We start from the raw sequence: 22,796 nt of genomic DNA on the forward strand, positions 1-22,796 counted from the left end.
GCCCCATGCGCAAGACGCTGCTGCTGAACAAAGACGACGTCCACGAGAACGTCCAGATGCCGGAACTCATCTCGGCCATCGAGGACGCCTTCGCCGCCTACGAGTCTGGCGACGCCCAGATGCCACCGAAGTCGTACATCGACCTTCCCCAGTACAACGGTGACTTCCGGTCGATGCCCGCATACCTCGACGCAGGCGACTGGGACGCAGCAGGCATCAAGTGGGTCAACGTCCACCCCGACAACGGCGACAAGTTCGACCTTCCCACCGTCATGGGAACGATGATTTACTCCGACCCCGAGACCGCGTTCCCCCTCGCACTCCTCGACGGGACGGAACTGACGATGCTCCGCACGGGTGCGGCCGCGGCCGTCGCCACCGACTACCTCGCCGTCGAAGACGCCTCGTCGATGGGTATCGTCGGCGCCGGTGTCCAGTCGTACACGCAACTTCGCGCCATCAGCGAGGTCCGCGACATCGAGGAAGTCGTCATCTCCGACCTCGACGAAGAGCGCGTCGCCGACTTCATCGACGCCTTCGAGGACGACTTCGACATCCGCGCAGGCTCTATCGAAGAGGCCGCCCAGTGTGACGTCCTCTCGACGGTGACGCCCGTCGAATCACCCATCGTCCCGCGCGACGCCGTCGGCGAGCACACCCACATCAACGCGATGGGTGCCGACGCCGAAGGCAAACACGAACTCGCCGACGAGGTGCTCCTCGACGCGAAACTCGTCATCGACGACCACGCCCAGACGACCCACTCCGGCGAAATCAACGTCCCGTACCACGAGGGCGTCCTCTCTGACGACGACATCTACGGCGCAATCGGCGAAATCGTCGTTGGTGACAAAGACAGCCGAACCGAGGCAGACGGCCTCACCGTCTTCGACTCGACCGGACTCGCGATTCAGGACGTCGCGGCCGCTCACGTCGCCTACGAACACGCTATCGAAAACGACAACGGCTACGCCTTCGACCTGCTCGGCCTCGCCGACGAGTAACGACGGCGAACCCCTGGCATTCTCTTTACTCTTCTGTCCCGCGTTCTGGCGTGACGTACTCGAACACCTTGGACACCACGTACACGATAGCGATGAACGGCAGGAGTGGAATGAAGAGCATCACGAGGATGAGAAACATGACCCACCCGATAGAGTCCATCTCCATGTCGGGCCGCATGCCTGTCCGCGGTGTGACGGTTCGGTAGGCCTTCTGTGGCAGGGAGAGTGACTCCTCTTCGCTCATAGGTTCCTGTACGTTCGCCGAAAGGATAAGATGACCGGCGAGCAGGGACTCGCGGTTATTCGAGGTGGACTGCGGGGCGGAACGGAATCGCCTTCGACGCGCGGTCGGCCGGGTCGACGATGTCCGCGTCGTCTTCGACGTACACCTCGACGTCGGCGTCGAACTCACGCGCGAGGAAGTCGGCAGCACGCTCGTAGGTCGCCGCCTCGTCGAGGTCGATCTGGGCGCGAAGCGCCGACTCGTCTCGGCCACGCGTCTGACTCACGAGGTCCTGTACGAGGTCGTTGACGGCGTTCCCTTTCTCGCGGAGGTCGGGGTCCTGCATGACCTGTCCCATGATTGCGCCGACGTTGTCGCCGTTGTCGACGACCGTCTCGAACACGTCGCGCTTCCAGTCAGCGGCGACGTAGACACGGAGCGTCTCGGGGTCCGAGTCAGTAACGTCGATGATGTCACGGATGTCTTCGGTCAGGCGTTCGACCTGCTGTTCTTCGAGTTCGACGGTCTCGTCGTCGAACTCCGCGTCCGGTTCTGGCCACGGTGCGTCCTCGGCCGGCGTGCCGGTCAACTGCTCGTGGAGTTCGTTCGTCATGAACGGGATGAACGGTGCGAGCAGGCGCAGACGTGTCTCGAGGACGGTTCGAAGCGTCCACTTCGCGGCGGGGCGGTCGAGGTCGGTCCGACGGCGGTACCAGCGCAGGTCCTCTTCGAAGTTGTAGAAGGCGGCCTGACTGGCCGACCGGGTCTCGGATTCGTCCATCGCCTCGGTCACGTCACGGACCGTGTCCTGAAGCTTCGACAGGAGCCATCGGTCGATGGTCTCCAGTTCGGGTCGGTCTTCTGGACCGGGGTCGGCGATAATCTCCTGTGCGCGGTTCCAGAAGCGTTCGAGCTGGTTGTGGACCGACCCGACGAGGTCGTCGCGCCAGTCGTAATCCTGCCACGGTTCGGCGGAGTTGAGCAGGAAGAAGCGCACGGTGTCCGCACCGTACGTGCTGATGGCCTCGCCGGGGAGGACGACGTGGCCCTTCGAGGACGACATCTTCTCGCCTTCGAGCAGGCCCATACCCATGATGACGATGCCCTGTGGCCACTGTGGCTGGTCGAACAGTTCTCCGTGGTGGAACTGGTAGAACGTCAGGTGGTTCGTGATGAGGTCGTTCGCGGAGAACCGGTAGTCCACTGGGTACCAGTAGTCCCACTCTTCACGCAGTTCGAGGGCGCGCTCGTCGGCCTCGTCGGCCGCTTCGGGGCCGTAGAACAGCGTGTCGAAGAAGTCCTGCGTGAGTTCTTCGGTCGGGATGTCCTGCAGGCGGTGGGCGATGGTGTAGTACGCCATGTAGATCGTCGAGTCCGAAAGCGGCTCGATGACGAACTGGTCGTCCCACGGCAGGCGAGTGCCCAGACCGTAGTTGCGGATACACGGCCACCCGTTCAGCCAGTCGATGGTGTGGTGGTACTCGTCGCGAGTGTTCGACGGGATAGCGTCGAGGCCGTCGGCCACGTCGTGTGCAATCTGCTTCCAGTCTTCGTCGTCGTACGACAGGAACCACGTGTCCTGTTCGGCGACGACGACGTCGCCACCACAGCGGCAGACGACTTCCTCGGAGAACTCCTGCATCACGTCGAACTGGCCGGCGTCGACGCCGTCGGCCTTGAACTCGTCGCGAACTTCCTCGACGAGGCCGCCGGCATAGTCGCCGTAGAACTCTTTCAGGCGACCAGCGTGGAACTCCTTGTTGTAGAGGTCCTTCGTCGCCTTCTCCAGTGCGGGGTCGTCAGACGACTCGATGCCGCGGTTCTCGACTGCCGACTTCGCGGGAATCTCGCCGTACTCGTCGTCCTCGGAGTCGATGTCGAGGATTGGAATCGGCTCGATGTCGGCCACGTCGGCGGCGTCGATGCCGAACGATTCGAGGTAGTCCGTGTCGGCTTTCGCCTCTTGCAGGGCGACGTAGTCGTCGGGGCTGTGTGCCGGGACGGACATGACGACACCCGTCGCGTTGTCGGCGTCGACGAACTCTGCGGGCAGGACGAGTACCTCGTCACCAGTGACGGGGTTCTCGACGAACTGGCCGACGAGTTCGGAGCCTTCGACAGTGTCCAGAATCTCGACGTCGCGGGCCTGGTACTCCAGTTTCGCCGCTCCGTACTCGGAGAGGAACCACGTCTCGCCTTCCACGTCGGCGAAGACGTAGGTCGCTTCGGGGTCGATGTAGGCGTTCGTCACACCGTGGACCGTCTCGGGGCGCAGCGTCGCCATCGGGACGACGACGGACTCGCCGTCGCGCTCCCAACCGAAGCGGACGAGCGTGTACTCCTGGAACTCCGCCTCTTCGCCTTCGAGCAGGTCGTGGGTCGTAACTGGCTGTTCTTCGTTCGTACAGAACTTGACGGGGTGGAGGCCTTTCTCCAGTCGGCCGCGCTCGCGCAGTGTCCGGTACTGCCACTCGATGAACTTCGAGTAGCGCTCGTCGTTCGTCGTGAACTCACGACGCCAGTCGACAGAGAGACCGAGCGACTGCATCCCCTTCTTGTAGTGCTCTTCGATGAAGTAGCGTGCCCACCCCATCGGCGTCTCCAGGTCAGAAAGCGTGTCTTCCGAGACGTTGTAGGTGTCTTTGAGGACGGACAGCTGCTTCTCTTCGCCCTTCTTCAGTCGCTCGACCGCGCCGATAATCGGCGTGCCGGTGACGTGCCAGGCGATGGGGAACAACACGTTGTCGCCCTGCTGACGCCGGTATCGAGCGTACACGTCGGGAACCGTGTAGGTTCGTGCGTGCCCGATGTGCATCCCTCCGCTCGGATACGGATACGGAACTGTGACGAACGTCGCGTCGTCGGCATCTGCGTCCGGGTCGGCCTCGTATCGGCCGGACTCGGACCAGCGCTCCCGCCAACGCGCTTCGAGTTCCTGCGGGTCGTAGTCCATATCCGTGGTAGTGGTACGCCGACCTAAAATAACTCCTATACTCGACTTCCCGCTCTGTCTGATTGCGGCACATATTGCCACAAGTTAGCACGTGTGAAAGGGCATGAATACTTCGCAGTGAAACGTCGAGCGTCGGCCAGCGAGCGTCAAACATCGGTGTGACGAGAGAAGCGTGACGACAGAACAGCGACGACAGCGTCGAAAAGAACAGAGACGACAGTCTCAGAAAATTGAACCCCCGTTCGGCGCGTCCCAACCTGAACGAGCAGAACGACCCACCTCGTCTCAGTCGATGTCGATGCGGTGGGAGTCGTCGGGCGTCACGTCCATCTTTGGAAGCTCGACGGTGAGGACGCCGTTGTGGTACGAGGCCGAAGCGTTCTCTTCGTCGACCATCTCGGGGAGACGGAGCGTGCGTCGAGCGGACTGCTGGCGGCGTTCGCGGCGGAGGTATTCGCCCTCACCACGTTCTTCGGTCACTTCGCGCTTCGCGTCGATGGTCAGCGTGCGGTTGGCGATCGAGAGAGAGATGTCCTCTTTCTCGTAGCCGGGGAGGTCAGCAGAGAGCACGAGTTTGTCGTCGTAGTCCGAGATATCGACGGCCATGTCGTGCATGCGTGGGGTGGGCATCATGCCCGAGCGGTCGAACTGGTGGCCCATCTCGTCGAATTGGCGAGAGAGTCGTTCGAACAGTTCTTCGATGTCTTCGAATGGGTTAGTGCGGCGCATCATCGGTAATTCACCGAGAGATAGTGACGCCATCTGAGGAGATAACCATTTCCGGAAATAGTATAGCAAATAGCACGCTCAGCACCGCTACCCCTCGTTTTCAGAAAAACAGCGTCGTTATTCGATGTCGATGCTGCGCGAGTCGTCGGCATCCGGTTCCGCCTTCGGCAGTGTGACGGTGAGAACGCCGTTTCGGTACGAGGCGGTGACCTCGTCGCGCTTGACTTCTGCCGGAAGGGTGAGCGACCGGGAAACCGACCGCTGGGTTCGCTCGTGTCGGATGTAGTTTTCTTCGTCCACGTCGGTGGATGCCTCGCGTTCGGCGGCGATAGAGAGCTGTCGGCCGCGCACGCTCACGTTGAGGTCGTCTTTTTCGAATCCGGGTAGGTCGGCGACGACTTCGATGGTCTCGTCGGCGTCGAGGACGTCGATGGAGATGTCTTGGAATCGGGTGAGGCCGGAGTCCTCGAAGGAGCGGCCCATCCGGTCGAACAGGTCTTCTATCTCGTCGAATGGATTTCGTTGCATACGTCTCAGTGTACGGCTGGGACGGCAAAGAAAGATGTGGCCACCCTCACATGTTGGAGGCAAGCCAACGGATTGGGGAGACCACGCCACGGGAGCGAACACCGCGAGCGATATCGGTCGCGTGTCAGTACAGGACGTGCCGCGTATCGTACGACCCGAGGACGCGAACCCACCCGTTCCGGGCGATACCTTCGACTTCCTCGACTGCCTTCTGCAGTCGTTCTTCGTAGAGCCCGGCGTCGGCGTCGATGTGGAAGAGATAGTCACCGAGACGGTTGCCGCTCGGCCGTGACTCGATTCGCGAGAGGTTGATATCTCGCTCGGCGAACGCTTCGAGGAGTTCGAGGAGCAAGCCGGGGTAGTTGGCGTTCGGGTAGACCACGAGCGACGTCTTCCCACCGGCGTCGGACCGTGCGGACTCGGGGGCGACGACGAGGAAGCGCGTCGCGTTCGACGACCGGTCCTGGATGTCTTCTGCGATAATCTTCAGGTCGTCGCCAGCATTATCAGGGTGGCCGATACCCGCGACCGTCGGGTCGGCACGTGCGCGTTCGACGCCACGAGCGGTACTCGCGACTGCTTCGAGCGTCACGTTGGGGTAGTTCTCGTCGAGGTAGGTGCGACACTGGGCGAGTGCCTGCGAGTGACTCGCGACGACGTCGAAGTCATCGCCCTGCGCCAAGAGCGCGTGGCGAATGGGCGTCACAATCTCTTGGACGACACTCACGTCGGAGTTTGCGACAGCGTCCAGACTCTCGGTGACACTGCCTTCGATACTGTTCTCGATGGGGACGACGCCTCGCTCGAACGAGCCATCGGCGACTGCATCGACGATGGAGGTGACCGATTCGCGGAAGGCGACGTCGTCGGCGACGGCGCGGGCGGCGCGGTGAGAGTAGGTGCCCGCCGGGCCGAGCGTGACTGCCTGCATGGTGCCACCTTCACGCACGGACGACAAAAGGCCGTCGGGGGAGGCAGATTCGACCGACGGCCCTCACAAAAGGCAGATTCGACCTATCGGTCGGCGCAGAACTCGACGAAGTTGCGGAGGATAGTCAGTCCGGTCTCACCGGACTTCTCGGGGTGGAACTGGGTCCCGAAGACCGTCCCTTCCTCGTTGGCGACGACGGCCGGGAACTCGACGCCGTAATCTGTCGTGGCGACGATGGCGTTCTCGTCGTCCGGGTCGGCGTAGTAGGAGTGGACGAAGTACGCGTACTCGCCATCCACGCCCTCGACGATGGGGTGGTCGCGCTGAACGTTCAGTTCGTTCCATCCCATGTGCGGTACCTTCTGGCCTTCGGCGAAGCGGACGTTCCGGCCGGGGATGAAGTCGAGGCCTTCGACTTCGCCCTCGCCCGCGTGGTCTGCTTCCTCAGAAGAGGTGAGGAGCATCTGCATCCCGAGACAGATGCCGAATATCGGCGTACCAGCGTCGGCGGCCGCCGCGAGCGGTTCGCGGAACGGACCTGCGTTTTCCATCCCTTCAGAGAAGGCACCGACGCCGGGGAGAACGATACCGTCTGCGTCTTCGAAGTCGGCCGGGTCGTCCGAGATGACGACGTTCGCGCCCGCACGTTCGAGGCCGCGCATGGCGCTTCGGAGGTTGCCGAGGCCGTAGTCGACCATCACCACGTCGGCGAGGGTCTCCTCAGACGCCTGTGTCGTGCTCATACTCGTCTTTCGGAGGGCGTGGGCAAGTGAGTTTCCGTCTCGGCGACCGTCGCGGATTCGGCAGAATCGACCGACAGTTCTCTGTTTTCTTAGAGAGCAAGCGCTAGAATGTTGTATTTACATATTTATACGTAGAAAAAATAGGAAGACTTAACCTCAAACTAACTGAGTTTCATCACGAACAACATGTCTTCACGGCGAAATTTCCTCAAGAAGGCTGGTGCCGCAGGGGCACTCGGCATGGCGGGGCTCAGTGGGTGTATCGGAAGCATCGGTGGCGGAGAAGACTCTGTGACGTTCCTTCTGACGCCATCAGAGTCGGACGTCGACATCAAACAACAGTACCAACCGCTCTTCGAGTACCTCGAAAGTGAGGCGAGCGTCACGGTCGAATCCGAAGTCGCCGCCGACTACGCCGCCGTCTATCAGGCGTTCAAGTCCGGACAGGCAGACCTCGCGGACTCGTCGCCGACGATTGCTATTCAGGGCGGAAACGAAGGCGTGACCGAGGTCATGGGCATCCGCGTCGCATACGGTGCGGCGAAGTACTTCTCGCTCATGACGACGACACCCGACAGCGGCATCGAAGAACTCACCGACCTCGAAGGAGAGACAGTCGCGTTCGCAGACCGACTCTCGACGAGTGGGTCGCTCTTCCCGCTGTACATGCTCAAGGAAGCGGGTCTGGACACGGGCAGCGCACCCGACGGCGAACCGGTCGACTTCACCGGCCAGTGGTCCGACCACTCCACTGCACGCGAGACGCTCGTCAACCGCGACGAAGTCGTCGCAGCGGGTACCGGCGCGTTCTCCGTCGCCCCACACGTCCCCGAAGACCAGTTCCCACAGCAGTTCCTCGACATCTCCGCCGAAAACGACGGCGACCTGGGGACTGCCGAACCGCAACTCGACCTGCTCGCGGCATCTGACCCGATTCCACGCGCACCCATAATCGTCCGCTCGGAACTCGAATCGGGGATGAAGTCGACCCTCACAGACGCCCTCACGAGCGTCACGCAGGACGACCTCATCAACGAGGATCTCGGCGAGGACCAGCAGCTCTGGTTCACCGGCGTCGAGCCTGGCACGGTCGAAGACTACGAACCGATTCAGAACGTCATCGACACGCTGGGCATCACGCTCGGACAGTAGTCAACAGACCAGAAATTCAATTGCAGTATTATTTTGGCGACTCCCCACCCACGATGGGAGAACGCGGGAAGTCCGCCGGCACACCATGAGTACCATCGAAGTACGTAACCTCACGAAAGCGTTCGGCGACGTCCGAGCGTTGGACGACGTCTCCTTCACGATCGAGGACGGCGAATTCGCCGTGCTCCTCGGTCAGTCCGGGGCAGGGAAGTCCACGCTTCTTCGTTGTCTGAACGGGATAACAAAGCCCACGTCGGGCGAAATCCGAATCGACGGTGAACCAGTCTCTGGCCCACGCAACGACGTTGCGATGATTTTCCAGCAACACTACGTCCTCGGGCAACTGAGCGCGTACGGAAACGCGCTCACTGGCGCACTCAACCGCACCTCGTTCCTGCGCAGTCTCGTCGGGTGGCACTCCCGACCCGACAAACTAGAAGCGCTCAACGCACTGGAGACGGTTGGACTGCTGGACAAGGCCAACCAGCGAACTCGAAACATGAGCGGTGGACAACAACAGCGCGTCGGCATCGCCCGTGCGCTCGTCCAACGACCGAGTCTCCTCCTCGCAGACGAACCCGTCGCCAGTCTCGACCCAGCGAGCGCCGAGACAGTGATGGGCTACATCCGAAGCGCTGCCAAAGAGCGTGACCTCTCGACGCTCGCGAGTCTCCATCAGGTCAACCTCGCCCGCGAGTTCGGCGAACGGTTCCTCGCCCTCCGTGACGGGAAACTCGTCTTCGACGGCTACCGAGAAGACCTGACGGTCGACATCATCGACCGCATCTACGGCGACGTCCAGACACAGGACATCCGAGAAGGCACGGAGGCACACGTATGAGCGACCGAGACACCACCAACTCGGGCGCTCGAACCGATGGCGGAACTGCGACGAGCAGACTCGACAGCGCACTTCGAAACATCACACTCACGAAGCGCATCAAGTGGGGGATGGCGTTCGTCCTCTCGCTCGTCTTTGGGTTCTTCTTCTTCCAAGCGCTCGCCGAGGTCGGGTTTTCGATCGCAGAGATCATCTACTACTGGCCGGAGTTCCAGGAAGCACTCGGCGAGTTCTTCCCGCGAACGTCGCTGTTCGGCGTGCTCCCGTTCGTCGACTTCGGTTCGTACTGGCAGTTCATCCAAGAGCGCAACCTGTTCGGCGCGGCCATCGTCACGCTGGCGATGGGCTTTGCCGGCACGATTCTCGGCATTCCCGGCGCACTCCTCCTCGGCGTGCTCGGGTCTGAACGCGTGACACCCTACCCGTTCAACTTCATCTTCCGCGGGACGATGAGCGTCATCCGCGCCATCCCGGCACTCGTCTGGGCGCTCATCTACATCCCACTCGGCGGTGTCTCGCCGTTCACGGCGACGCTCGCCATCGGCACCGACACGATGGGGAACCTCGGGCGACTGTTCACTGACGCGCTCGAAGAGGTGGAAGACGGCCCCATCGAAGCAATCGAATCGACCGGTGCGAACCGCCGACAGACCGTCGTCTTCGGGATGCTCTCGCAGGTGTTCACGCCCTTCATCGCGTGGACGATGTACATCCTCGAAATCAACACCCGGATTGCGGTCACGATGGGTCTCATCGGCGGTGGCGGTATCGGCTACATCCTGCAGACCCAGCGGAGTCTGTTCAAATACACGAACATGATGGCGACGATTCTCGTCATCTTCCTGCTCGTGGTCTCCGTCGAGTTCGTGAGCCAGCGCGTCCGCTCGTACATCCGCGGTGAAGAAGAAGGAACGAGTTTCCTCAAACTCGTCGTGGAGTTCCCACAGCGGATGGCCCGTTCGCTCTGGGAGTAACCTCGCACGACGAGAATCACCTCCCATCTCGCGGTACAGTTTTTTCGTCGTTGCGTACGTCACCGAGCGTATGTCGTGGTCACCACGTGCTGTCTCGTCGCCACTCGCACTCGCGGCGTTGGTGGCCGCAAACGTCGTTCCGCTCGTTGGCGTCGTCTGGTTCGACTGGAGTCTCAAGGCGCTCTTGGTCGCCTACTGGCTCGAAAGCGGCGTCGTCGGACTGCTGAACGTCCCGAAGATTCTCGCCGCCAGCGGGTCCGGCGAAGGCGGGTCATCGATAACTGCGACTATCAACGGGCGACAGGTGGACCTCTCGCCGCCCGAGAACCCCAGAGACGAACTTCACTTCTACGTCTCGAACGCTCCCATCGCGGGCTTCTTCGCCATGCACTACGGCGTCTTCTGGGTCGTCCACGGCGTGTTCGTCTGGACGTTCGACGCCTTCGCCGTCGGCGACGTGGGCGGTGTTCCGCTCGTTCCCGTCGGCATCGCCGCGGGTGCGACGCTCCTCAGCCACGGCGGGTCGTTCGTCGTCAACTTCGTCGGTCACGAGGAGTACCGGACTATCTCACCCGGGGCACAGATGTCCGAACCGTACCGCCGCGTCATCGTCCTCCACCTGACGATTATCCTCGGCGCGTTTCTCGTTGCCGCCTCCGGCGCACCCGCGGCGGCGCTCGTCGTCATGGTCGTCGTCAAGACAGCACTCGACGTTGGGGCACACCTCAGAGAGCATGCTCGGGCGAACAAACGGGCGGAGAAGCGAGAACGAGGTGGGACGCCGACCGACCGGGACGCACGCGACGCGTCGGCGTGAGACTGGGGTCCGAAGAAGTGAACGTTCTCAGAAGTCGTCGAGACTGGCCTGTCCGTCTGTTGAATCCGCGAGACCAGAAAGGTCGGCAGCGCGGGCGATGGTCTCGAAGAAGCCTTCGCGTTGACTCCGGTCGTAGAGCGTCGCGGCCGGGTGAACAGACAGGAGTACGCGGTACGATTCGTCGCCGAGGCGGGCATCGACGATGGACCCTGCCTCGTTCGTGATGGCGACGTTCCGGTCGAGTAGATGCTGTGAGGGGACCTTCCCGAGCGTGACGACGAGTTCGGGGTCGACGAGTTCGAACTCTCGGGCGAGGTAGCCACGGCAGTTGGCCAACTCCTCCGTCTTCGGGTCGCGGTTGTCCGGCGGGCGGCAGCGAACGCAGTTGGTGATACGAACGTCGGCGCGGGCGAGGCCTGCCTCGCGGAGCGCATCGTCGAGGACAGAGCCAGACCGCCCCACGAACGGTTCGCCGCCTTCGTCTTCTTTCGCGCCGGGTGCTTCGCCGAGGAAGAGCAGGTCGGCGTCGTCGGGGCCGACCCCGTTGACGATGCGACTTCGTGACTCGACCAGTTCGGGACACTGCTCGCAGTCGGTCACGCAGAGGCCCTCCATGTGTTCCATACCCGCTTCGAGGAGGGCGACGGCTTAATTCCCAACGAACTGCCGCGCGGCACGGGCAGCCATCCGCGCTACACGAATCGGTTCGGGACGGCCCCCGGTCGGTGTGAACGCGCGAAGTACTCGAACCGCCTCGTCGTCGTCACACCCAGCGGCCCGCACGAAGAGCCGCTCGCCGTTTACCTCGACGGCATGCCGGGGTGGCGCATCGCGATAGACGTCGAGGCGGTGCGTGAGCGCGTCGCCGGAGAAGTGTTCCGAAAGCGCAGGTTCGAGGCCCTCACTCGCTTCGAACGAGACGGAGAGAACAGGCCTGTCGAGTTCGTCCGCGAGACGACCGATGTCGACGAGGTTGAACCACGCCGGTGCGATGCCCGAGACGAGGAGGTACCGAACGTCTTCGCGGCCGAGCGACGTGTACAGCGAGGCGATAGCGTCGGTTGCGTCGACACCGCCGACAGTGCACGTCTCGAAGGCCAGTCCGTCGACGACGCGGTCAGCGCGGACGACGGCACCGCAGAGGATGCTCTCTGGCGGTGAATCTCCCGAAAAATGAGTCGAGTCAGTCGGTCCGTCTGTTGGTACACGCGCCGTCCCCGGGTACGACTCTGCAATCCCGAGCGCGCGAGTCCCAGACTTCACTCGTCTTTGATTTCCTGCAGGCGGTCGAGTAACTCGTCGTTCGATGCGCCAATCTCGAAGTCGACTTCGCCCTCGTGTTTCTCTTTACTCGTCTCTACGCCGTCCTCTTCGTCGAAATCGACGTTCTGGTCGCCCTGCTCAGACTCGTCGTAGCTCCCGAATCCCATACATTCACTACTACACGACCGAGACTGAAAAATGGTTTGCCGCACGAATTCCGGCGTTCGTGCGTCGTTACGCTGTAACAACGTGGAGTTCGTCCTCCAGAACCGGTCGTCTCTCCACTCGAAGGGTCGTCGCTCGCGTCGGCGTCCGTCTCTCTCCCCTCCGGTTTTTTTCGTTCGGACACGTACTGTGGCGCATGGAAGTCATCTCTGTCACCGAAGACGCCGACGTCTTCACCTGTAACGCCTATCTCGTCCTCGGCGACCGGACCGTCCTCGTCGACGCCGGGACGATGGACGGCGTCGAAGCTGTCGTCGCCGAACACACAGACCATCTCGATGCCGTGGTCCTCACACACCAACACTCCGACCACGTCGGGGAGTTAGCTGCAGTCGTCGAGGAGTTCGACCCGGACGTGTACGCCTACGCGGACCATCCGTTGCGGACCCACGAAATCGAAGACGGCGACGAAGTCGCCATGGGTGACGAGACGTTCGAAGTGGTCTACACGCCGGGGCACGCCGCCGACCACGTCTCGCTCGTGAGTGGTCGTTCGCTGTTCTCGGGCGACGTCGTCGTGTACAACGACGGCGCGTTCGACGACGGGAGTTTCGGCCGGACCGATCTCCCGGGACAGTCTCGCGAGCGCCTCATCACGAGCCTGCAGACGCTCCTCGACAGACTCCCGGAGACCGTCGAATCGATGTACGCAGGACACGGTGACGTGTTCGAGAACGAGACGGGCGGAGACACCGTCCGCGACGTCGTCGCGCGGGCCCTCGAACGGGCCGAGCGACGGAAACCAAAGTACCCGGAGGACTGAGATGGCGACATCGGCCGCGCGACCCGACCTGACGCGACTCGATTACCTCGGTGTCGTGCTCGCAGCCATCACCGGCCTCCTCCACCTCGTCCTCGGTGCAGTCGCCCTCTCGTCGAACCTCGCCGACCCGTTCGGTCTCGCCTTCATCGCGGCGGCTGCAGGATTCGCAGCAGGAATCGTCACCGTCCTCCGCGGGTCCGAACAGACCCGTCGGCGAGCGATTCTTCTCGGGATTCCGTTTACTGCCGGGCAAATCGTCCTCTACGTCGCGCTGAACTGGCCAAACATCTTCGGCGTCACTGGCGTCGTCGACAAACTCGTCCAGCTCGCGCTGGTCGCAGTGCTCGTCGTGCTATACCGGCGAGAATCGTAGAAGAAAACGGGCGATTTTACGCAGCGCGGCGCTCTTTCGACTTCGGTCGAAGGTGCTTGTATCCGCACTTGCGGCACGATTTTGCTTTCTTCGGGTTTCGCGCGTTGCAGCGCATGCAAATCTGCTTCTCGAGCGTCCGCTTCGTCGCAGCGTCACTAGCCATGCATACGAGTCCCGTCTACGCCTGTATAACGCTTGCGAGACACATCGCTGCCGCTCACGGTCGATACGGTTCGGTCGAAGAAACGCAGTAGGAGTGTGCTTACGCGCCTGCCTGCTTCAGCGCTGCTTCGATGTCGTCACGCTGGGTCACGCCCACGAATCGGTCGACGATTCCGTCGTCGTTCTCGATGATGAGCGTGGGAAGCGAACGCACCTGGTACTGGTTGGCCACGTCTTGTTCTTCGTCGACGTCGACCTTCTCGAACTCGACACTCTCGTAGTCGCCTTCGAGGTCGTCGAGGATTGGGTCCTGCGTCTTACACGGGCCGCACCAGTCTGCGTAAAAGTCCAAGAGTCGAACAGTCATCGTATCCCGACGCACCTTGCTTGCCCCCGCGCATAAGGATTACTCATGCGGCGGACGACCCGTGGATTTCCCTGCTCCAAACGGACGCCATACACGTCGCTGCTGGGTACGAGCCGAAACGTTTAGGCGGCGGACGCACAGACGGTGGGGTATGAGCAAGGGCCAGAACAGTGGCGGTCTGATGTCGAGCGCAGGTCTCGTCCGCTACTTCGACGCGGAAGACCGCAATGCAATTCGAGTCGACCCGAAGACCGTCGTCGCGTTGGGAACGCTGTTCGGCATCGGTATCTTGGTGCTGAACGCCCTCGCGTTCTGACGACAGCGCACCGAACGAACGGTCGATTTTTCTTCTCGCATTCCCGAGACTCGTCTATGGATACGCTACGCGCCGGTGTCATCGCCGTACAGGGTGACGTCACCGAGCACGCCGACGCCATCGAACGGGCCGCCGACGCCCACGGCGTCGCCGCGGAAATCGTCGAAATTCGACAGGCTGGACTCGTCCCCGACTGCGACGTGCTTCTCATGCCCGGCGGCGAGTCGACGACGATTTCGCGCCTCCTCAAACGTGAGGGTATCGACGACGAAATCAAGGCACACGTCGACGCTGGAAAACCGGTTCTCGCCACCTGTGCCGGCCTCATCGTCGCATCCAGTGACGCAAAAGACGAACGTGTCGAGACGCTCGACCTCGTCGACGTAACTGTCGACCGCAACGCCTTCGGCCGGCAAGTCGACAGTTTCGAAGCCCCACTCGACGTGGCAGGCCTCGACTCGCCGTTCCCGTCGGTGTTCATCCGCGCACCACTCATCGACGAGGTTGGCGGCGGTGTCGAGGTTCTCGCCGAGTGGGATGGCAACCCGGTCGCGGTCCGCGATGGCCCCGTCGTCGGAACGTCGTTCCACCCCGAACTGACCGCAGACAGTCGAATCCACGACCTCGCGTTCTTCAGCGAACTGGAAGTCGAGGTCTGAGGCGTCTCGAACCAGCACGACGAATCGGCACGGCACCCGCGACGGCCGCCGGAATCAGAGGGTCTTTTTCCGTTCCCGTCCGTCGTCCGACCATGGACGCGGACACGCCGACCGACGAGGTTCTCGACGAACTCTTTTCGACCATCGAGTCCCGGAAAGCCGAGCTGCCCGAGGACTCCTACACGACGACGCTGTTCACCCACGAGAAAGGCGAGAACTACGCTCTCGAAAAACTCGGTGAGGAAGTGACAGAGACCATCCTCGCCGCGAAAGACGACGACCGAGAGGAACTCCTCTACGAGAGCGCGGACCTCGTCTACCACTTGCTCGTCGTGCTCGCGATGAACGACGCGTCGCTCGACGACTTGCGCGACGAACTGAAAAACCGATTCTGAGCGGCGAGCGCGGGCGAGCGCGCTACTCGGCGGCCTACTGGAACCGGACGCCGAGGTCGTTCAAGCCCTCGTTGTTGTTCGCGACGTTGATGAGAAGCGGCGTGAGCGCCTCGATTTCGGCCGCGTTTGCGAGGCCACCGCCATCGAGCGCACGGAGTCCGTCGATTCCCTCGGCGAGGAGGCGGACCGTCTCTTTGGCGTCGGGGTCGTCGGCGACGAGGAGGGTGTCGACACCGAGTTCTGCGTCGAGGTCGGCGAGGCGACCGGCCGCGAGGTTGTGGAAGGCACCGACGATCGGGATATCCTCGGGTGCCGCCTCGGTGACGAGCGCCGTCACACTGCCAGCCTTCGGCGGGTGGTAGTGGAACCCGTCGTCGTCGCGTTTGATACCGGTCGCGGGGGTGACGAGGATGTCCCCCTCGTCCAACGAGTCGGCGACGGCTTCGATGGTGTCGGCGACGTGGTACGGCGGCACGGCGAGGACGACGACCGAGGCGCGGTCGGCGGCCATCTCGTTCGTGAATCCGTTTACCTTGACGTCACGTCCGCGACTGGAGAGTTCGGTCTCGTACTCTTCTGCCTTCGCGCGAGCCTTCTCGGGGTCGCGCGAACCGATGATGACCTCGTGGTCGGTGTGGTAAGCCCAGCGGAGGGCGAGTCCTTCGCCGATGTCACCAGTCCCACCGAGGAGTGCGATTCGCATACTCACATGTGCGAACTGCGGTGACGTAAAGGGTTACGCGACCGGTGGGTTCTGCCTACTATCCAACGACAGTGGCGCGCTTCACTCGTCGTCGGGTTCGAAGAGGTTCTGGACCTTCACGAACCCGTCGAGGTAGACGAGCCACCACGCCACGGCCGGCGCGAGCAACAGCGCGGGACCGACCAAGAGGAGTTGCGTGAACGGGTCCGGCGGGGCGAAGACCGACCCGACGACGAACACGACGGCATCGAGCGCGAGCAGCGTGACGATGAACGCGCGGAAGTCACCCATCAGCGACCCTCCATCAGTCGAGCAGTCCCGGCACGTCGTTGACGTCTTCGACGACCGCCGAGGCACCGATTTCGGCGAACTTCTGTCGTCCGTCGTCGCCGGTCAAGCCACCCGAGAGGACGCCGATACCGTAGTAGACGCGGTCTGGGTCGGCCGCGTCGGCGTTCAGCGCCGTCTTCACGTCGTCGAGCGTGTCGCCGACGAAGACGATGGACCGAGCGTCGAGTCGTTCGGCGACGGTCACGAGTGCCGCTGGGTGCGGCTTTCCTTCGTCCCAGTCGTCCATCGTAAAGCGGTGGTCGTCGTCGACCTCGAGTGCGACGCGGTCGAGCGCGATGTCCGCCTCCGCCGACGGTCGGCCGGTGACGACGCCGATTTCACGGTCGCCAACTGCGTCGAGTGTCTCGGGACGGAGGATGACGGGTTCGTCGTGGATGTAGCCCGACGCCTCGAACGGCGGGTCGCCACCTTCGAGGTCACGGTAGAGGTCAGAGCCGAGGTAGAGTGCCTGAAACGTCTCTCGAAGCTGTTCGGGGTTCCACTGGTCGAAGACGACAGCAGGGTCGTCGAGCGTGGCTTCGACCACGGCCTCGGCCGCGTCGAGGCCGCCGCCGCGTTCGGCAATCTCGTCTGTGAACTCGCCGAGCGAGAGGTCGGCCTCACGGGCGGCGAGAACGTACAGTGCCGCCGCGTAGGTCAGTTCCCAGTCGTTGTTGAACCCGCCGGCGTCCTTGAACTGCTGGACGTCGTCACGGGAGATGGTCGTGCCGTAGGTTCGGTCGACCGACTCGACGATGGCGCGCCGATAGGAGTCGGCGACGTCTACGAGTACCCCGTCGATGTCGAAGACGACAGCGTCCGCGTGCATACGTGAACGGTGTAACGGGGAGGCAAGTGCCTTACTCTTATCGACGGGAACCCGGTCCATCCTCGGCGACGAAGACCGTATCTCCGGGAAGCGACTCGCGACGGACCGGAATCGACGGTTCGTCGTACCCGAGTGTCGTAAAACAGAACGCTGCACCGGCACGGCGTGCGACTTTGGCTGCCGAGCTGTGCAGTTCGACCGGAAAATTCAGTGCATAGACGGCATCGACACCCTCGTAGGGACCGAGGTCGGGTGCGTCCGACCGAGCGACGACGTCGTCACGAACGAACCGTACCCCGTCGGGAACTGGAACGTCGTAGACGTCGACAGCGACCACGTCGACGCCACGGGCGGCGAGTTCTGCGGCGACGTCAGTTTCCCGACCGATTCCGACTTCGACCACTCGGTCGTAACCCGTCAATCGAGTTACGAGAGCGTCGCGCAACGAACCTCTCACGTCGGGATATTTATGAAGCGCCACCGCTTAATCCCTCGCATGCTTGTCGATATCGTGCCTATCGGGGATATCTCTGCTGCAGTTAAGCGAGAGGCGTCCGCGGGGCTGCGGTCCGTCTACGATTGCGACGTGACCGTGCAGTCGAATCAGGCCATCCCGGAAGGTGCGTTCGATAGAAGCCGAAATCAGTACCGCGCTGAACAATTTATCGAACTCACGAGTCGGGTCGGGCGCGGCGAAAAGAACATCGGCATCACGGCGCAGGACCTCTACTACCGCCGCCGAAACTACGTCTTTGGTCTCGCCTACCTCAACGGGAACGGCTCTGTCATCTCGACGTACCGACTCCAAACGTCCACCGACGGTGGCATCACGAACAAACCCGCCGACGAAGTGCTCTCCGACCGCGTGCGAAAGGAAGTCGTCCACGAGATCGGGCACACACTCGGCCTCGAACACTGTGACAACAACAAGTGCGTGATGTCGTTCTCGCCGACGGTGCGAGAAGTCGACGTCAAAGAAGAGAACCTCTGCGGAACCTGTAGCCGACTCATCCACTAATTCTCCCGGCACGATAGCCGTCTCCTCCCTTTTTCTCGTCACGGCACGTGTATTCGTACATGAACTTTGTCGTTGCAGTAGATGGGTCTGAGGCCGCTGGTCGCGCACTCGACTACGCACTCACTATGCTCGAACCACTGGGCGCGACGGTCACCATCGTGCACTCTGTGGAACCACACGTCGTCGTGGAAGGAGGGACCGAACCGGTGACTGGAATCGGTGACACGGGTGACCGACTCACCGCCGAGAGTCTCGAAGATGCAGAAGCACGCGGCGAACGTATCCTCGAAGAGGCGCTCGAACACGTCACGTCGGCCGGCATCGAGGCGACGACGGAACTCCTCTACGGCGACCCCGTCGAAGCACTTCCCGAGTACGCTACGGACGTCGGTGCAGATGGCCTCTTCGTCGGACACCGAGGTATCTCGAAGCGCTACGAGGGCCTCGTCGGCAGCGTCGCCAAAGAAATCGTCGAGCGGGCAACCTGCCCAGTCACCGTCGTCCGCTGAATGCTCCACCTCGACGGGGGCGCAGGCGGCGGCCAACTCATTCGAACGGCACTCTCACTCTCGCTCGTGACTGGCGAGGCGTTCGAGATGAAGAACATCCGCGGGAACCGTTCGACGCCGGGACTCAAAGCACAACACGTCGCGTGTGTCTCCGTCGCCGAGTCAGTCGCCGACGCCGACGTGGACGGCGGGGTCGAAGGCGCGTCGACACTGCAGTTCGACCCCGGACCGGTGACGAGTGACCCCGTCGACGTGGCGGTCGGAACGGCCGGGAGCACGACACTCGTCAGCGAGACGCTTCTCCCCGTCGCCGTCGCCCTCGACGACTCGCTCACGCTCACCGTCACCGGCGGGACCGACGTTCGGTGGTCACCGCCCGCAGACTACCTCCGATACGTGAAACGCCCACTGTGCGCGACGTTCGGCGTCTCGTTCGACGTCGACGTGAATCGCCGCGGGTTCTACCCCGCAGGTGGTGGACGACTGGCGGTTCGCATCGACCCTGCAGACCCGAACCCAGTCGAGTTCCTCAGTCGGCCGCCGCTCGATAGCCTCGACGTCTACTCCGTCGCCGGAAAGGCACTCGCCGACGCGTCGGTCGCCGACCGACAGGTCGAAGGCGTCCGCGACGGTCTCGCGACGGCAGGCATCGACGTTCCGATTCGGACGTCTGCGACCTACGCCGAGAGCACCTCTCCGGGCACGGCCGTCGTCCTCGTTGCCCGATGTGGTGAGATTGTCGCGGGGTTCGACGCATACGGGGAACGTGGCGTACGCGCAGAAGCAGTCGGGGCACAGGCCGCCGAGGCGTTCACCGACTGGTGCCGCAGTGATGCGCCCGTCGACCGCCACATGGCCGACCAACTGCTCGTCTGGGTGGCCCTCGCCGGGGGCCGTGTCCGGATTCCGGCGGTGACAGAACACGTCCAGACCAACCTCGACGTGATTCGAGCCTTCGGCTACGATATCGACGTGCGAGAACGCGACGACGGTTCCGTCGTCGAGCGAATCGACTAGGTCACCCGACCGCTTCTTGCGCGAACAGTTGATAAATGTTAACACTACACACGACCAAGAGAACATCGTAGACGCTCGTCGACACCGAGTCGAGAAGCAGTGCTGAGTTGGGCAAGGTGGTCAGGGTGGGATACGTCACAACGAGCGATATCGGTGAGTTGGTCGAGAGTCCTCCCTCGAACCGGTGGCAAGTTCTCGTGGTTCTCTCTGCCGGCGTCCTGCTCGCGATGTCGCTGTGGTTCAGTGCGACCGCTGTCGCACCCGAACTCGCCGCGGAGTGGAATCTCACCGCATCTGAAACAGCGTGGTTGACGACGGCGGTACAGTTCGGTTTCGTTACTGGGGCACTGCTGTCGGCGATTTTCACCGTTGCGGACGTGGTTCGGCCACGGCACCTATTTGCGGGATCCGCAGTCGCCGGGGCCATCGCAACGAGCCTGATTGCCGTTGCTGTCGACTCGTTCGTCCCCGCGGTCTTCCTCAGGTTCGTCACCGGGATGGCGATGGCTGGTGTGTACCCACCCGGAATGAAGCTCCTTGCGGGGTGGTTCAAAGAAGACCGTGGGCTAGCGATTGGGATACTCGCGGGGGCAATTGCCGTCGGGTCAGCCTTGCCCCACCTGATTCGTATCGGTGGTGGAATTGGCCGTCCCAGACTCGTCCTCATCGCAGCATCCACGATTGCAGTCCTCGGCGGACTCCTCGTCATCCGTGTCGACGAGGGGCCGTATCAGTCACCTGTCGCGCCATTCGACCCGGGAGCAGTGCGGCGAATCCTGCGCGACCGTGGAACACTGCTCGCGAATCTCGGCTATTTCGGACACATGTGGGAACTGTTCGGTGTCTGGACGTGGATTCCCCTCTATCTCGTCGCGAGCCTTCAGCTCTCAGGAACCGTTGAATTCCCGGCGGCCGCAGCGGGTATCCTCACGTTCGGAACGATTGCAATCGGTGGTGTGGGGTCAGCGGTTGCAGGCTTCGGTTCCGACCGCTGGGGGCGAACGACGGTGACGAGCCTCAGTTTGATAGTCAGTGGCCTCTGTTGTCTCGCTGCTGGGTTCGTCTTCGGTGCGTCGCCACTCCTGTTAGTTCCGTTCTGTCTCATCTGGGGATTCGCAATCGTCGCCGACTCGGCCCAGTTCTCCACGTGTGTCACGGAACTCGCCGAGGTGAGTTACGTGGGAACCGCGCTGACGCTCCAGACCGCCCTCGGATTCCTCCTCACGACGGTTTCGATTCAACTCGTCCCCATCCTCGTCGATACCGTCGGGTGGCGGTGGGCGTTCGCACCCCTCGCAATCGGACCAGTGGTCGGAACACTCGCGATGCTCCGACTTCGCTCACTTCCTGAATCCCAAAAACTCGCTGGGGGACGGGGATAATCGTCAGTCGCCGCGACGGGGAAACCGGTCGTGCGCATCCTAGAAGCGTTTTTACGGCGCGTACGTCCCAGTCAGTCGTGTCTCCGCGACGACGTGCCCGTCGATGAACCGTTCGAGGTGGGCTTTCGTCGCGCCCGGTTCGAGGTCGAGTTCCGTGTCGAGTGCGTACAGCGCGAATCGGTAGGTGTGTTCACCGTCCGGTGGGTTCGGACCGCCGTACCCACGTGACCCGTAACTGTTCGTCCCTTCGACGGCACCGGCAGGCACGTCTCCGTCGGCGATATCGGTCGTGTCGGGGTCGATGTTCCAGACGACCCAGTGGTCCCACACCTTCCCCGCCGGTTTCATCGCGTCGGGGTCGTCCATCACGAGCGCCAGCGACGCGGCGTCCGCCGGGACGCCACTTATTTCGAGTGGAGGACTCCGATTCTGCTTCGTGTAGCCGTACTGTCGTGGAATCTCCGTTCCGTCGTCGAACGCCGGACTCCGGAGAGCGAACTCGTCCGACGCGTCGCGCTGTTCGTCGGGTGCCATACACAGTACTTGGTAGAGTAGTGACAAAACGATTCGTTCAGGTGACGCGACTGGTTTCGCGCTCAGTTACGCCGCGACAGTCACGTGAATCTCGATTCCGTCGGGGTCAGAGACGACGAGCGTGTCGCCCGACGCCTCGACGGTGTGACCGGCCTGTTCCAGCGAGTCGCGGACGCCATCGAGTGTGTCGGTGTCGGGGACGACGACTTCGAACGACTCGATGCCGCGGCTCTTGCCGGCCGGTGCGGTTCGCTCGTTCCAGCGGTTCAGTCCGACGTGATGGTGGTACTCGCCCGCGGCGACGAATGTAGCGCCGGGATAGCCGTCGTCACGGAGGTTCATCCCGAGCGCATCGGTGTAGAAGTCGACAGAGCGAGCGAGGTCAGCCGATTCGAGGTGGACGTGCCCGAGGTCGGTTCCTGCTGGCGCGTGGTCGTCACCGTGAGCGGCGATGAGGAGTGGTTCGAGGTCTAGATGGAGCGTGTCCATCGCTACGCGACCATCGTGTTTTCGTGGCCACTCTTCGCGCGGTCGGTCGCGATAGATTTCGACGCCGTTGCCTTCTGGGTCGCGGAGGTACAGCGCCTCACTGACGAGGTGGTCCGACGCTCCGGAGAGCGACGCGCCGTCTCGGATTCGGGTGAGCGCGTCACCGAGTGCACCCCGGTCGGGGACGCGGATGGCGAGGTGAAACAACCCGGCCTGCTCTCGTGTCCGACGAGGGGCGTCCGGGTCTTCGTCGAGGACGACGAGTGGGTCGCCACCGGCAGAACAGACTGCTCGTGACCCATCACGGTCGACGCTGAGTCCGACGATATCGCGATAGAACGGGACGACACTGTCGAGTGAGCCAACGCGGAGCGTGACGCGTCCGAGGTGTGTCGCATCCGAGAGCGCCGCCGTCTCGGAGGATGTGTCAGTCATCGTCTTCACTTCGAGCGTGAGCGTCAAAATGGTCGTAGTATCACCGGTGTAACCAATCGCATGCGTCGGTGGCGAGCGAGGCAGAGACGTGTCGGTGACGCCCGAGGTGTGAGAAAAGGACGGAAACGCGAG

General features: G+C 62.6%; 31 protein-coding genes. 14 read left to right on the forward strand and 17 right to left on the reverse strand.

All coding sequences use genetic code 11. The features are described 5' to 3' along the window. The first annotated feature begins 5 nt into the window (after window positions 1-5). Complete coding sequence (locus GJR98_RS01355) at window positions 6-1,004, forward strand: ornithine cyclodeaminase family protein (protein WP_151134718.1); 999 nt, start codon at window positions 6-8, stop codon at window positions 1,002-1,004. Between the two features lie 25 nt (window positions 1,005-1,029). Here the strand turns inward: GJR98_RS01355 and GJR98_RS01360 are convergent, their stop codons facing one another. From GJR98_RS01360 to hisH, 6 genes are all read right to left on the reverse strand, one after another. Continuing rightward, window positions 1,030-1,248 carry a DUF7535 family protein gene (locus GJR98_RS01360; protein ID WP_151134720.1) on the reverse strand — a complete coding sequence of 73 codons (219 nt, stop codon included), beginning with the start codon at window positions 1,246-1,248 and terminating at the stop codon, window positions 1,030-1,032. Window positions 1,249-1,303: 55 nt separating this feature from the next. Beyond that, entirely contained in the window at window positions 1,304-4,180 is a 2,877-nt protein-coding gene (gene leuS, locus GJR98_RS01365; RefSeq protein WP_151134722.1) for a leucine--tRNA ligase, read from the reverse strand. 285 nt (window positions 4,181-4,465) lie between these two features. Beyond that, entirely contained in the window at window positions 4,466-4,912 is a 447-nt protein-coding gene (locus tag GJR98_RS01370) for an Hsp20/alpha crystallin family protein (protein WP_151134724.1), read from the reverse strand. Window positions 4,913-5,026: 114 nt separating this feature from the next. Then, window positions 5,027-5,437 (reverse strand): archaeal heat shock protein Hsp14, encoded by a 411-nt coding sequence (hsp14, locus tag GJR98_RS01375; protein WP_151134726.1) that lies wholly within the window; start codon window positions 5,435-5,437, stop codon window positions 5,027-5,029. A 124-nt stretch (window positions 5,438-5,561) separates the two neighbouring features. Then, complete coding sequence (gene pheA, locus GJR98_RS01380; RefSeq protein WP_151134728.1) at window positions 5,562-6,368, reverse strand: prephenate dehydratase; 807 nt, start codon at window positions 6,366-6,368, stop codon at window positions 5,562-5,564. Window positions 6,369-6,451: 83 nt separating this feature from the next. After that, entirely contained in the window at window positions 6,452-7,111 is a 660-nt protein-coding gene (gene hisH, locus GJR98_RS01385) for an imidazole glycerol phosphate synthase subunit HisH (RefSeq protein WP_151134730.1), read from the reverse strand. A 186-nt stretch (window positions 7,112-7,297) separates the two neighbouring features. On the opposite strand from hisH, the gene GJR98_RS01390 reads away from it, so the two are divergent. From GJR98_RS01390 to GJR98_RS01405, 4 genes are all read left to right on the forward strand, one after another. Continuing rightward, window positions 7,298-8,263 carry a phosphate/phosphite/phosphonate ABC transporter substrate-binding protein gene (locus GJR98_RS01390; protein WP_151134732.1) on the forward strand — a complete coding sequence of 322 codons (966 nt, stop codon included), beginning with the start codon at window positions 7,298-7,300 and terminating at the stop codon, window positions 8,261-8,263. Window positions 8,264-8,348: 85 nt separating this feature from the next. Next, on the forward strand, window positions 8,349-9,104 hold the full coding sequence (locus GJR98_RS01395; RefSeq protein ID WP_151134734.1) for a phosphonate ABC transporter ATP-binding protein: 756 nt from the start codon (window positions 8,349-8,351) through the stop codon (window positions 9,102-9,104). Next, window positions 9,101-10,078 carry a phosphonate ABC transporter, permease protein PhnE gene (phnE, locus tag GJR98_RS01400; protein WP_151134736.1) on the forward strand — a complete coding sequence of 326 codons (978 nt, stop codon included), beginning with the start codon at window positions 9,101-9,103 and terminating at the stop codon, window positions 10,076-10,078. The genes GJR98_RS01395 and phnE overlap by 4 nt, the downstream gene beginning before the upstream one ends. Window positions 10,079-10,148: 70 nt before the next feature. Beyond that, the gene (locus tag GJR98_RS01405; protein WP_151134738.1) at window positions 10,149-10,895 is read left to right on the forward strand and encodes a DUF6498-containing protein; all 747 of its coding nucleotides are present in this window, start codon (window positions 10,149-10,151) and stop codon (window positions 10,893-10,895) included. Window positions 10,896-10,922: 27 nt separating this feature from the next. Here the strand turns inward: GJR98_RS01405 and GJR98_RS01410 are convergent, their stop codons facing one another. The 3 genes from GJR98_RS01410 to GJR98_RS01420 are packed head-to-tail and all read right to left on the reverse strand — an operon-like array spanning window position 10,923 to window position 12,325. Continuing rightward, a complete protein-coding gene (locus tag GJR98_RS01410) occupies window positions 10,923-11,519 on the reverse strand; it encodes a uracil-DNA glycosylase (RefSeq protein WP_151134740.1) in 597 nt (198 codons plus the stop codon). Window positions 11,520-11,543: 24 nt separating this feature from the next. Then, complete coding sequence (locus GJR98_RS01415) at window positions 11,544-12,158, reverse strand: endonuclease dU (protein WP_151134742.1); 615 nt, start codon at window positions 12,156-12,158, stop codon at window positions 11,544-11,546. Further along, window positions 12,155-12,325 (reverse strand): DUF5786 family protein, encoded by a 171-nt coding sequence (locus GJR98_RS01420; RefSeq protein WP_151134744.1) that lies wholly within the window; start codon window positions 12,323-12,325, stop codon window positions 12,155-12,157. The genes GJR98_RS01415 and GJR98_RS01420 overlap by 4 nt, the downstream gene beginning before the upstream one ends. Before the next feature lie 194 nt (window positions 12,326-12,519). Here GJR98_RS01420 and GJR98_RS01425 point away from each other — a divergent pair, with 194 nt between their 5' ends. Continuing rightward, entirely contained in the window at window positions 12,520-13,146 is a 627-nt protein-coding gene (locus GJR98_RS01425) for an MBL fold metallo-hydrolase (RefSeq protein WP_151134746.1), read from the forward strand. Between the two features lies 1 nt (window position 13,147). After that, the gene (locus tag GJR98_RS01430) at window positions 13,148-13,519 is read left to right on the forward strand and encodes a hypothetical protein (RefSeq protein WP_151134748.1); all 372 of its coding nucleotides are present in this window, start codon (window positions 13,148-13,150) and stop codon (window positions 13,517-13,519) included. 16 nt (window positions 13,520-13,535) lie between these two features. Here GJR98_RS01430 and GJR98_RS01435 read toward each other — a convergent pair whose 3' ends face one another. Both GJR98_RS01435 and GJR98_RS01440 read right to left on the reverse strand, forming a co-directional pair. Next, window positions 13,536-13,682: a 50S ribosomal protein L40e gene (locus GJR98_RS01435; protein ID WP_151134750.1), complete on the reverse strand. Its 147-nt coding sequence runs from the start codon at window positions 13,680-13,682 to the stop codon at window positions 13,536-13,538. Between the two features lie 99 nt (window positions 13,683-13,781). Further along, the gene (locus tag GJR98_RS01440) at window positions 13,782-14,063 is read right to left on the reverse strand and encodes a thioredoxin family protein (RefSeq protein ID WP_225316350.1); all 282 of its coding nucleotides are present in this window, start codon (window positions 14,061-14,063) and stop codon (window positions 13,782-13,784) included. Between the two features lie 136 nt (window positions 14,064-14,199). Here GJR98_RS01440 and GJR98_RS01445 point away from each other — a divergent pair, with 136 nt between their 5' ends. From GJR98_RS01445 to hisE, 3 genes are all read left to right on the forward strand, one after another. Continuing rightward, on the forward strand, window positions 14,200-14,364 hold the full coding sequence (locus tag GJR98_RS01445; RefSeq protein WP_151110704.1) for a preprotein translocase subunit Sec61beta: 165 nt from the start codon (window positions 14,200-14,202) through the stop codon (window positions 14,362-14,364). A gap of 56 nt (window positions 14,365-14,420) precedes the next feature. After that, a complete protein-coding gene (gene pdxT / locus GJR98_RS01450) occupies window positions 14,421-15,023 on the forward strand; it encodes a pyridoxal 5'-phosphate synthase glutaminase subunit PdxT (protein ID WP_151134753.1) in 603 nt (200 codons plus the stop codon). Window positions 15,024-15,115: 92 nt separating this feature from the next. After that, the gene (gene hisE / locus GJR98_RS01455) at window positions 15,116-15,418 is read left to right on the forward strand and encodes a phosphoribosyl-ATP diphosphatase (RefSeq protein ID WP_151134754.1); all 303 of its coding nucleotides are present in this window, start codon (window positions 15,116-15,118) and stop codon (window positions 15,416-15,418) included. A gap of 34 nt (window positions 15,419-15,452) precedes the next feature. Here hisE and npdG read toward each other — a convergent pair whose 3' ends face one another. The 4 genes from npdG to GJR98_RS01475 all read right to left on the reverse strand — a co-directional run bounded on the left by npdG (window position 15,453) and on the right by GJR98_RS01475 (window position 17,737). Further along, window positions 15,453-16,121 carry an NADPH-dependent F420 reductase gene (npdG, locus tag GJR98_RS01460; protein ID WP_151134755.1) on the reverse strand — a complete coding sequence of 223 codons (669 nt, stop codon included), beginning with the start codon at window positions 16,119-16,121 and terminating at the stop codon, window positions 15,453-15,455. Between the two features lie 81 nt (window positions 16,122-16,202). Next, a complete protein-coding gene (locus GJR98_RS01465) occupies window positions 16,203-16,412 on the reverse strand; it encodes a DUF7534 family protein (RefSeq protein WP_151134756.1) in 210 nt (69 codons plus the stop codon). 13 nt (window positions 16,413-16,425) lie between these two features. Further along, window positions 16,426-17,280: a TIGR01548 family HAD-type hydrolase gene (locus GJR98_RS01470; protein WP_151134758.1), complete on the reverse strand. Its 855-nt coding sequence runs from the start codon at window positions 17,278-17,280 to the stop codon at window positions 16,426-16,428. Between the two features lie 37 nt (window positions 17,281-17,317). After that, on the reverse strand, window positions 17,318-17,737 hold the full coding sequence (locus tag GJR98_RS01475; RefSeq protein ID WP_151134760.1) for a UPF0146 family protein: 420 nt from the start codon (window positions 17,735-17,737) through the stop codon (window positions 17,318-17,320). Window positions 17,738-17,776: 39 nt separating this feature from the next. Between GJR98_RS01475 and GJR98_RS01480 the strand changes: the two genes are divergently transcribed. The 4 genes from GJR98_RS01480 to GJR98_RS01495 all read left to right on the forward strand — a co-directional run bounded on the left by GJR98_RS01480 (window position 17,777) and on the right by GJR98_RS01495 (window position 21,206). After that, window positions 17,777-18,298 carry an archaemetzincin family Zn-dependent metalloprotease gene (locus GJR98_RS01480; RefSeq protein WP_151134762.1) on the forward strand — a complete coding sequence of 174 codons (522 nt, stop codon included), beginning with the start codon at window positions 17,777-17,779 and terminating at the stop codon, window positions 18,296-18,298. A gap of 59 nt (window positions 18,299-18,357) precedes the next feature. Continuing rightward, window positions 18,358-18,807, forward strand: coding sequence for a universal stress protein (locus GJR98_RS01485; RefSeq protein ID WP_151134764.1), 450 nt, complete (start codon window positions 18,358-18,360; stop codon window positions 18,805-18,807). Continuing rightward, window positions 18,808-19,824, forward strand: a complete 1,017-nt coding sequence (gene rtcA / locus GJR98_RS01490) for an RNA 3'-terminal phosphate cyclase (RefSeq protein WP_151134766.1) — start codon at window positions 18,808-18,810, stop codon at window positions 19,822-19,824. 227 nt (window positions 19,825-20,051) lie between these two features. Next, window positions 20,052-21,206, forward strand: a complete 1,155-nt coding sequence (locus GJR98_RS01495) for an MFS transporter (protein WP_151139362.1) — start codon at window positions 20,052-20,054, stop codon at window positions 21,204-21,206. A 51-nt stretch (window positions 21,207-21,257) separates the two neighbouring features. Here the strand turns inward: GJR98_RS01495 and GJR98_RS01500 are convergent, their stop codons facing one another. Together GJR98_RS01500 and GJR98_RS01505 are read right to left on the reverse strand one after the other, a co-directional pair. Then, entirely contained in the window at window positions 21,258-21,740 is a 483-nt protein-coding gene (locus GJR98_RS01500; RefSeq protein ID WP_151134768.1) for a YbhB/YbcL family Raf kinase inhibitor-like protein, read from the reverse strand. 66 nt (window positions 21,741-21,806) lie between these two features. After that, window positions 21,807-22,664 carry a VOC family protein gene (locus GJR98_RS01505; protein WP_151134769.1) on the reverse strand — a complete coding sequence of 286 codons (858 nt, stop codon included), beginning with the start codon at window positions 22,662-22,664 and terminating at the stop codon, window positions 21,807-21,809. Window positions 22,665-22,796 lie beyond the last annotated feature (132 nt).

The organism is Haloferax marinisediminis, assembly GCF_009674585.1.
GTDB classification, from domain to species: domain Archaea; phylum Halobacteriota; class Halobacteria; order Halobacteriales; family Haloferacaceae; genus Haloferax; species Haloferax marinisediminis.

Bases quoted from the DNA above. Each gene is read 5' to 3' on its own strand.
- GJR98_RS01355 (WP_151134718.1), top strand. From the start codon at position 6: ATGCGCAAGACGCTGCTGCTGAACAAAGACGACGTCCACGAGAACGTC.
- GJR98_RS01360 (WP_151134720.1), bottom strand. From the start codon at position 1,248: ATGAGCGAAGAGGAGTCACTCTCCCTGCCACAGAAGGCCTACCGAACC.
- leuS (WP_151134722.1), bottom strand. From the start codon at position 4,180: ATGGACTACGACCCGCAGGAACTCGAAGCGCGTTGGCGGGAGCGCTGG.
- GJR98_RS01370 (WP_151134724.1), bottom strand. From the start codon at position 4,912: ATGATGCGCCGCACTAACCCATTCGAAGACATCGAAGAACTGTTCGAA.
- hsp14 (WP_151134726.1), bottom strand. From the start codon at position 5,437: ATGCAACGAAATCCATTCGACGAGATAGAAGACCTGTTCGACCGGATG.
- pheA (WP_151134728.1), bottom strand. From the start codon at position 6,368: ATGCAGGCAGTCACGCTCGGCCCGGCGGGCACCTACTCTCACCGCGCC.
- hisH (WP_151134730.1), bottom strand. From the start codon at position 7,111: ATGAGCACGACACAGGCGTCTGAGGAGACCCTCGCCGACGTGGTGATG.
- GJR98_RS01390 (WP_151134732.1), top strand. From the start codon at position 7,298: ATGTCTTCACGGCGAAATTTCCTCAAGAAGGCTGGTGCCGCAGGGGCA.
- GJR98_RS01395 (WP_151134734.1), top strand. From the start codon at position 8,349: ATGAGTACCATCGAAGTACGTAACCTCACGAAAGCGTTCGGCGACGTC.
- phnE (WP_151134736.1), top strand. From the start codon at position 9,101: ATGAGCGACCGAGACACCACCAACTCGGGCGCTCGAACCGATGGCGGA.
- GJR98_RS01405 (WP_151134738.1), top strand. From the start codon at position 10,149: ATGTCGTGGTCACCACGTGCTGTCTCGTCGCCACTCGCACTCGCGGCG.
- GJR98_RS01410 (WP_151134740.1), bottom strand. From the start codon at position 11,519: ATGGAACACATGGAGGGCCTCTGCGTGACCGACTGCGAGCAGTGTCCC.
- GJR98_RS01420 (WP_151134744.1), bottom strand. From the start codon at position 12,325: ATGGGATTCGGGAGCTACGACGAGTCTGAGCAGGGCGACCAGAACGTC.
- GJR98_RS01425 (WP_151134746.1), top strand. From the start codon at position 12,520: ATGGAAGTCATCTCTGTCACCGAAGACGCCGACGTCTTCACCTGTAAC.
- GJR98_RS01430 (WP_151134748.1), top strand. From the start codon at position 13,148: ATGGCGACATCGGCCGCGCGACCCGACCTGACGCGACTCGATTACCTC.
- GJR98_RS01435 (WP_151134750.1), bottom strand. From the start codon at position 13,682: ATGGCTAGTGACGCTGCGACGAAGCGGACGCTCGAGAAGCAGATTTGC.
- GJR98_RS01445 (WP_151110704.1), top strand. From the start codon at position 14,200: ATGAGCAAGGGCCAGAACAGTGGCGGTCTGATGTCGAGCGCAGGTCTC.
- pdxT (WP_151134753.1), top strand. From the start codon at position 14,421: ATGGATACGCTACGCGCCGGTGTCATCGCCGTACAGGGTGACGTCACC.
- hisE (WP_151134754.1), top strand. From the start codon at position 15,116: ATGGACGCGGACACGCCGACCGACGAGGTTCTCGACGAACTCTTTTCG.
- npdG (WP_151134755.1), bottom strand. From the start codon at position 16,121: ATGCGAATCGCACTCCTCGGTGGGACTGGTGACATCGGCGAAGGACTC.
- GJR98_RS01465 (WP_151134756.1), bottom strand. From the start codon at position 16,412: ATGGGTGACTTCCGCGCGTTCATCGTCACGCTGCTCGCGCTCGATGCC.
- GJR98_RS01470 (WP_151134758.1), bottom strand. From the start codon at position 17,280: ATGCACGCGGACGCTGTCGTCTTCGACATCGACGGGGTACTCGTAGAC.
- GJR98_RS01480 (WP_151134762.1), top strand. From the start codon at position 17,777: ATGCTTGTCGATATCGTGCCTATCGGGGATATCTCTGCTGCAGTTAAG.
- GJR98_RS01485 (WP_151134764.1), top strand. From the start codon at position 18,358: ATGAACTTTGTCGTTGCAGTAGATGGGTCTGAGGCCGCTGGTCGCGCA.
- rtcA (WP_151134766.1), top strand. From the start codon at position 18,808: ATGCTCCACCTCGACGGGGGCGCAGGCGGCGGCCAACTCATTCGAACG.
- GJR98_RS01495 (WP_151139362.1), top strand. From the start codon at position 20,052: ATGTCGCTGTGGTTCAGTGCGACCGCTGTCGCACCCGAACTCGCCGCG.
- GJR98_RS01500 (WP_151134768.1), bottom strand. From the start codon at position 21,740: ATGGCACCCGACGAACAGCGCGACGCGTCGGACGAGTTCGCTCTCCGG.
- GJR98_RS01505 (WP_151134769.1), bottom strand. From the start codon at position 22,664: ATGACTGACACATCCTCCGAGACGGCGGCGCTCTCGGATGCGACACAC.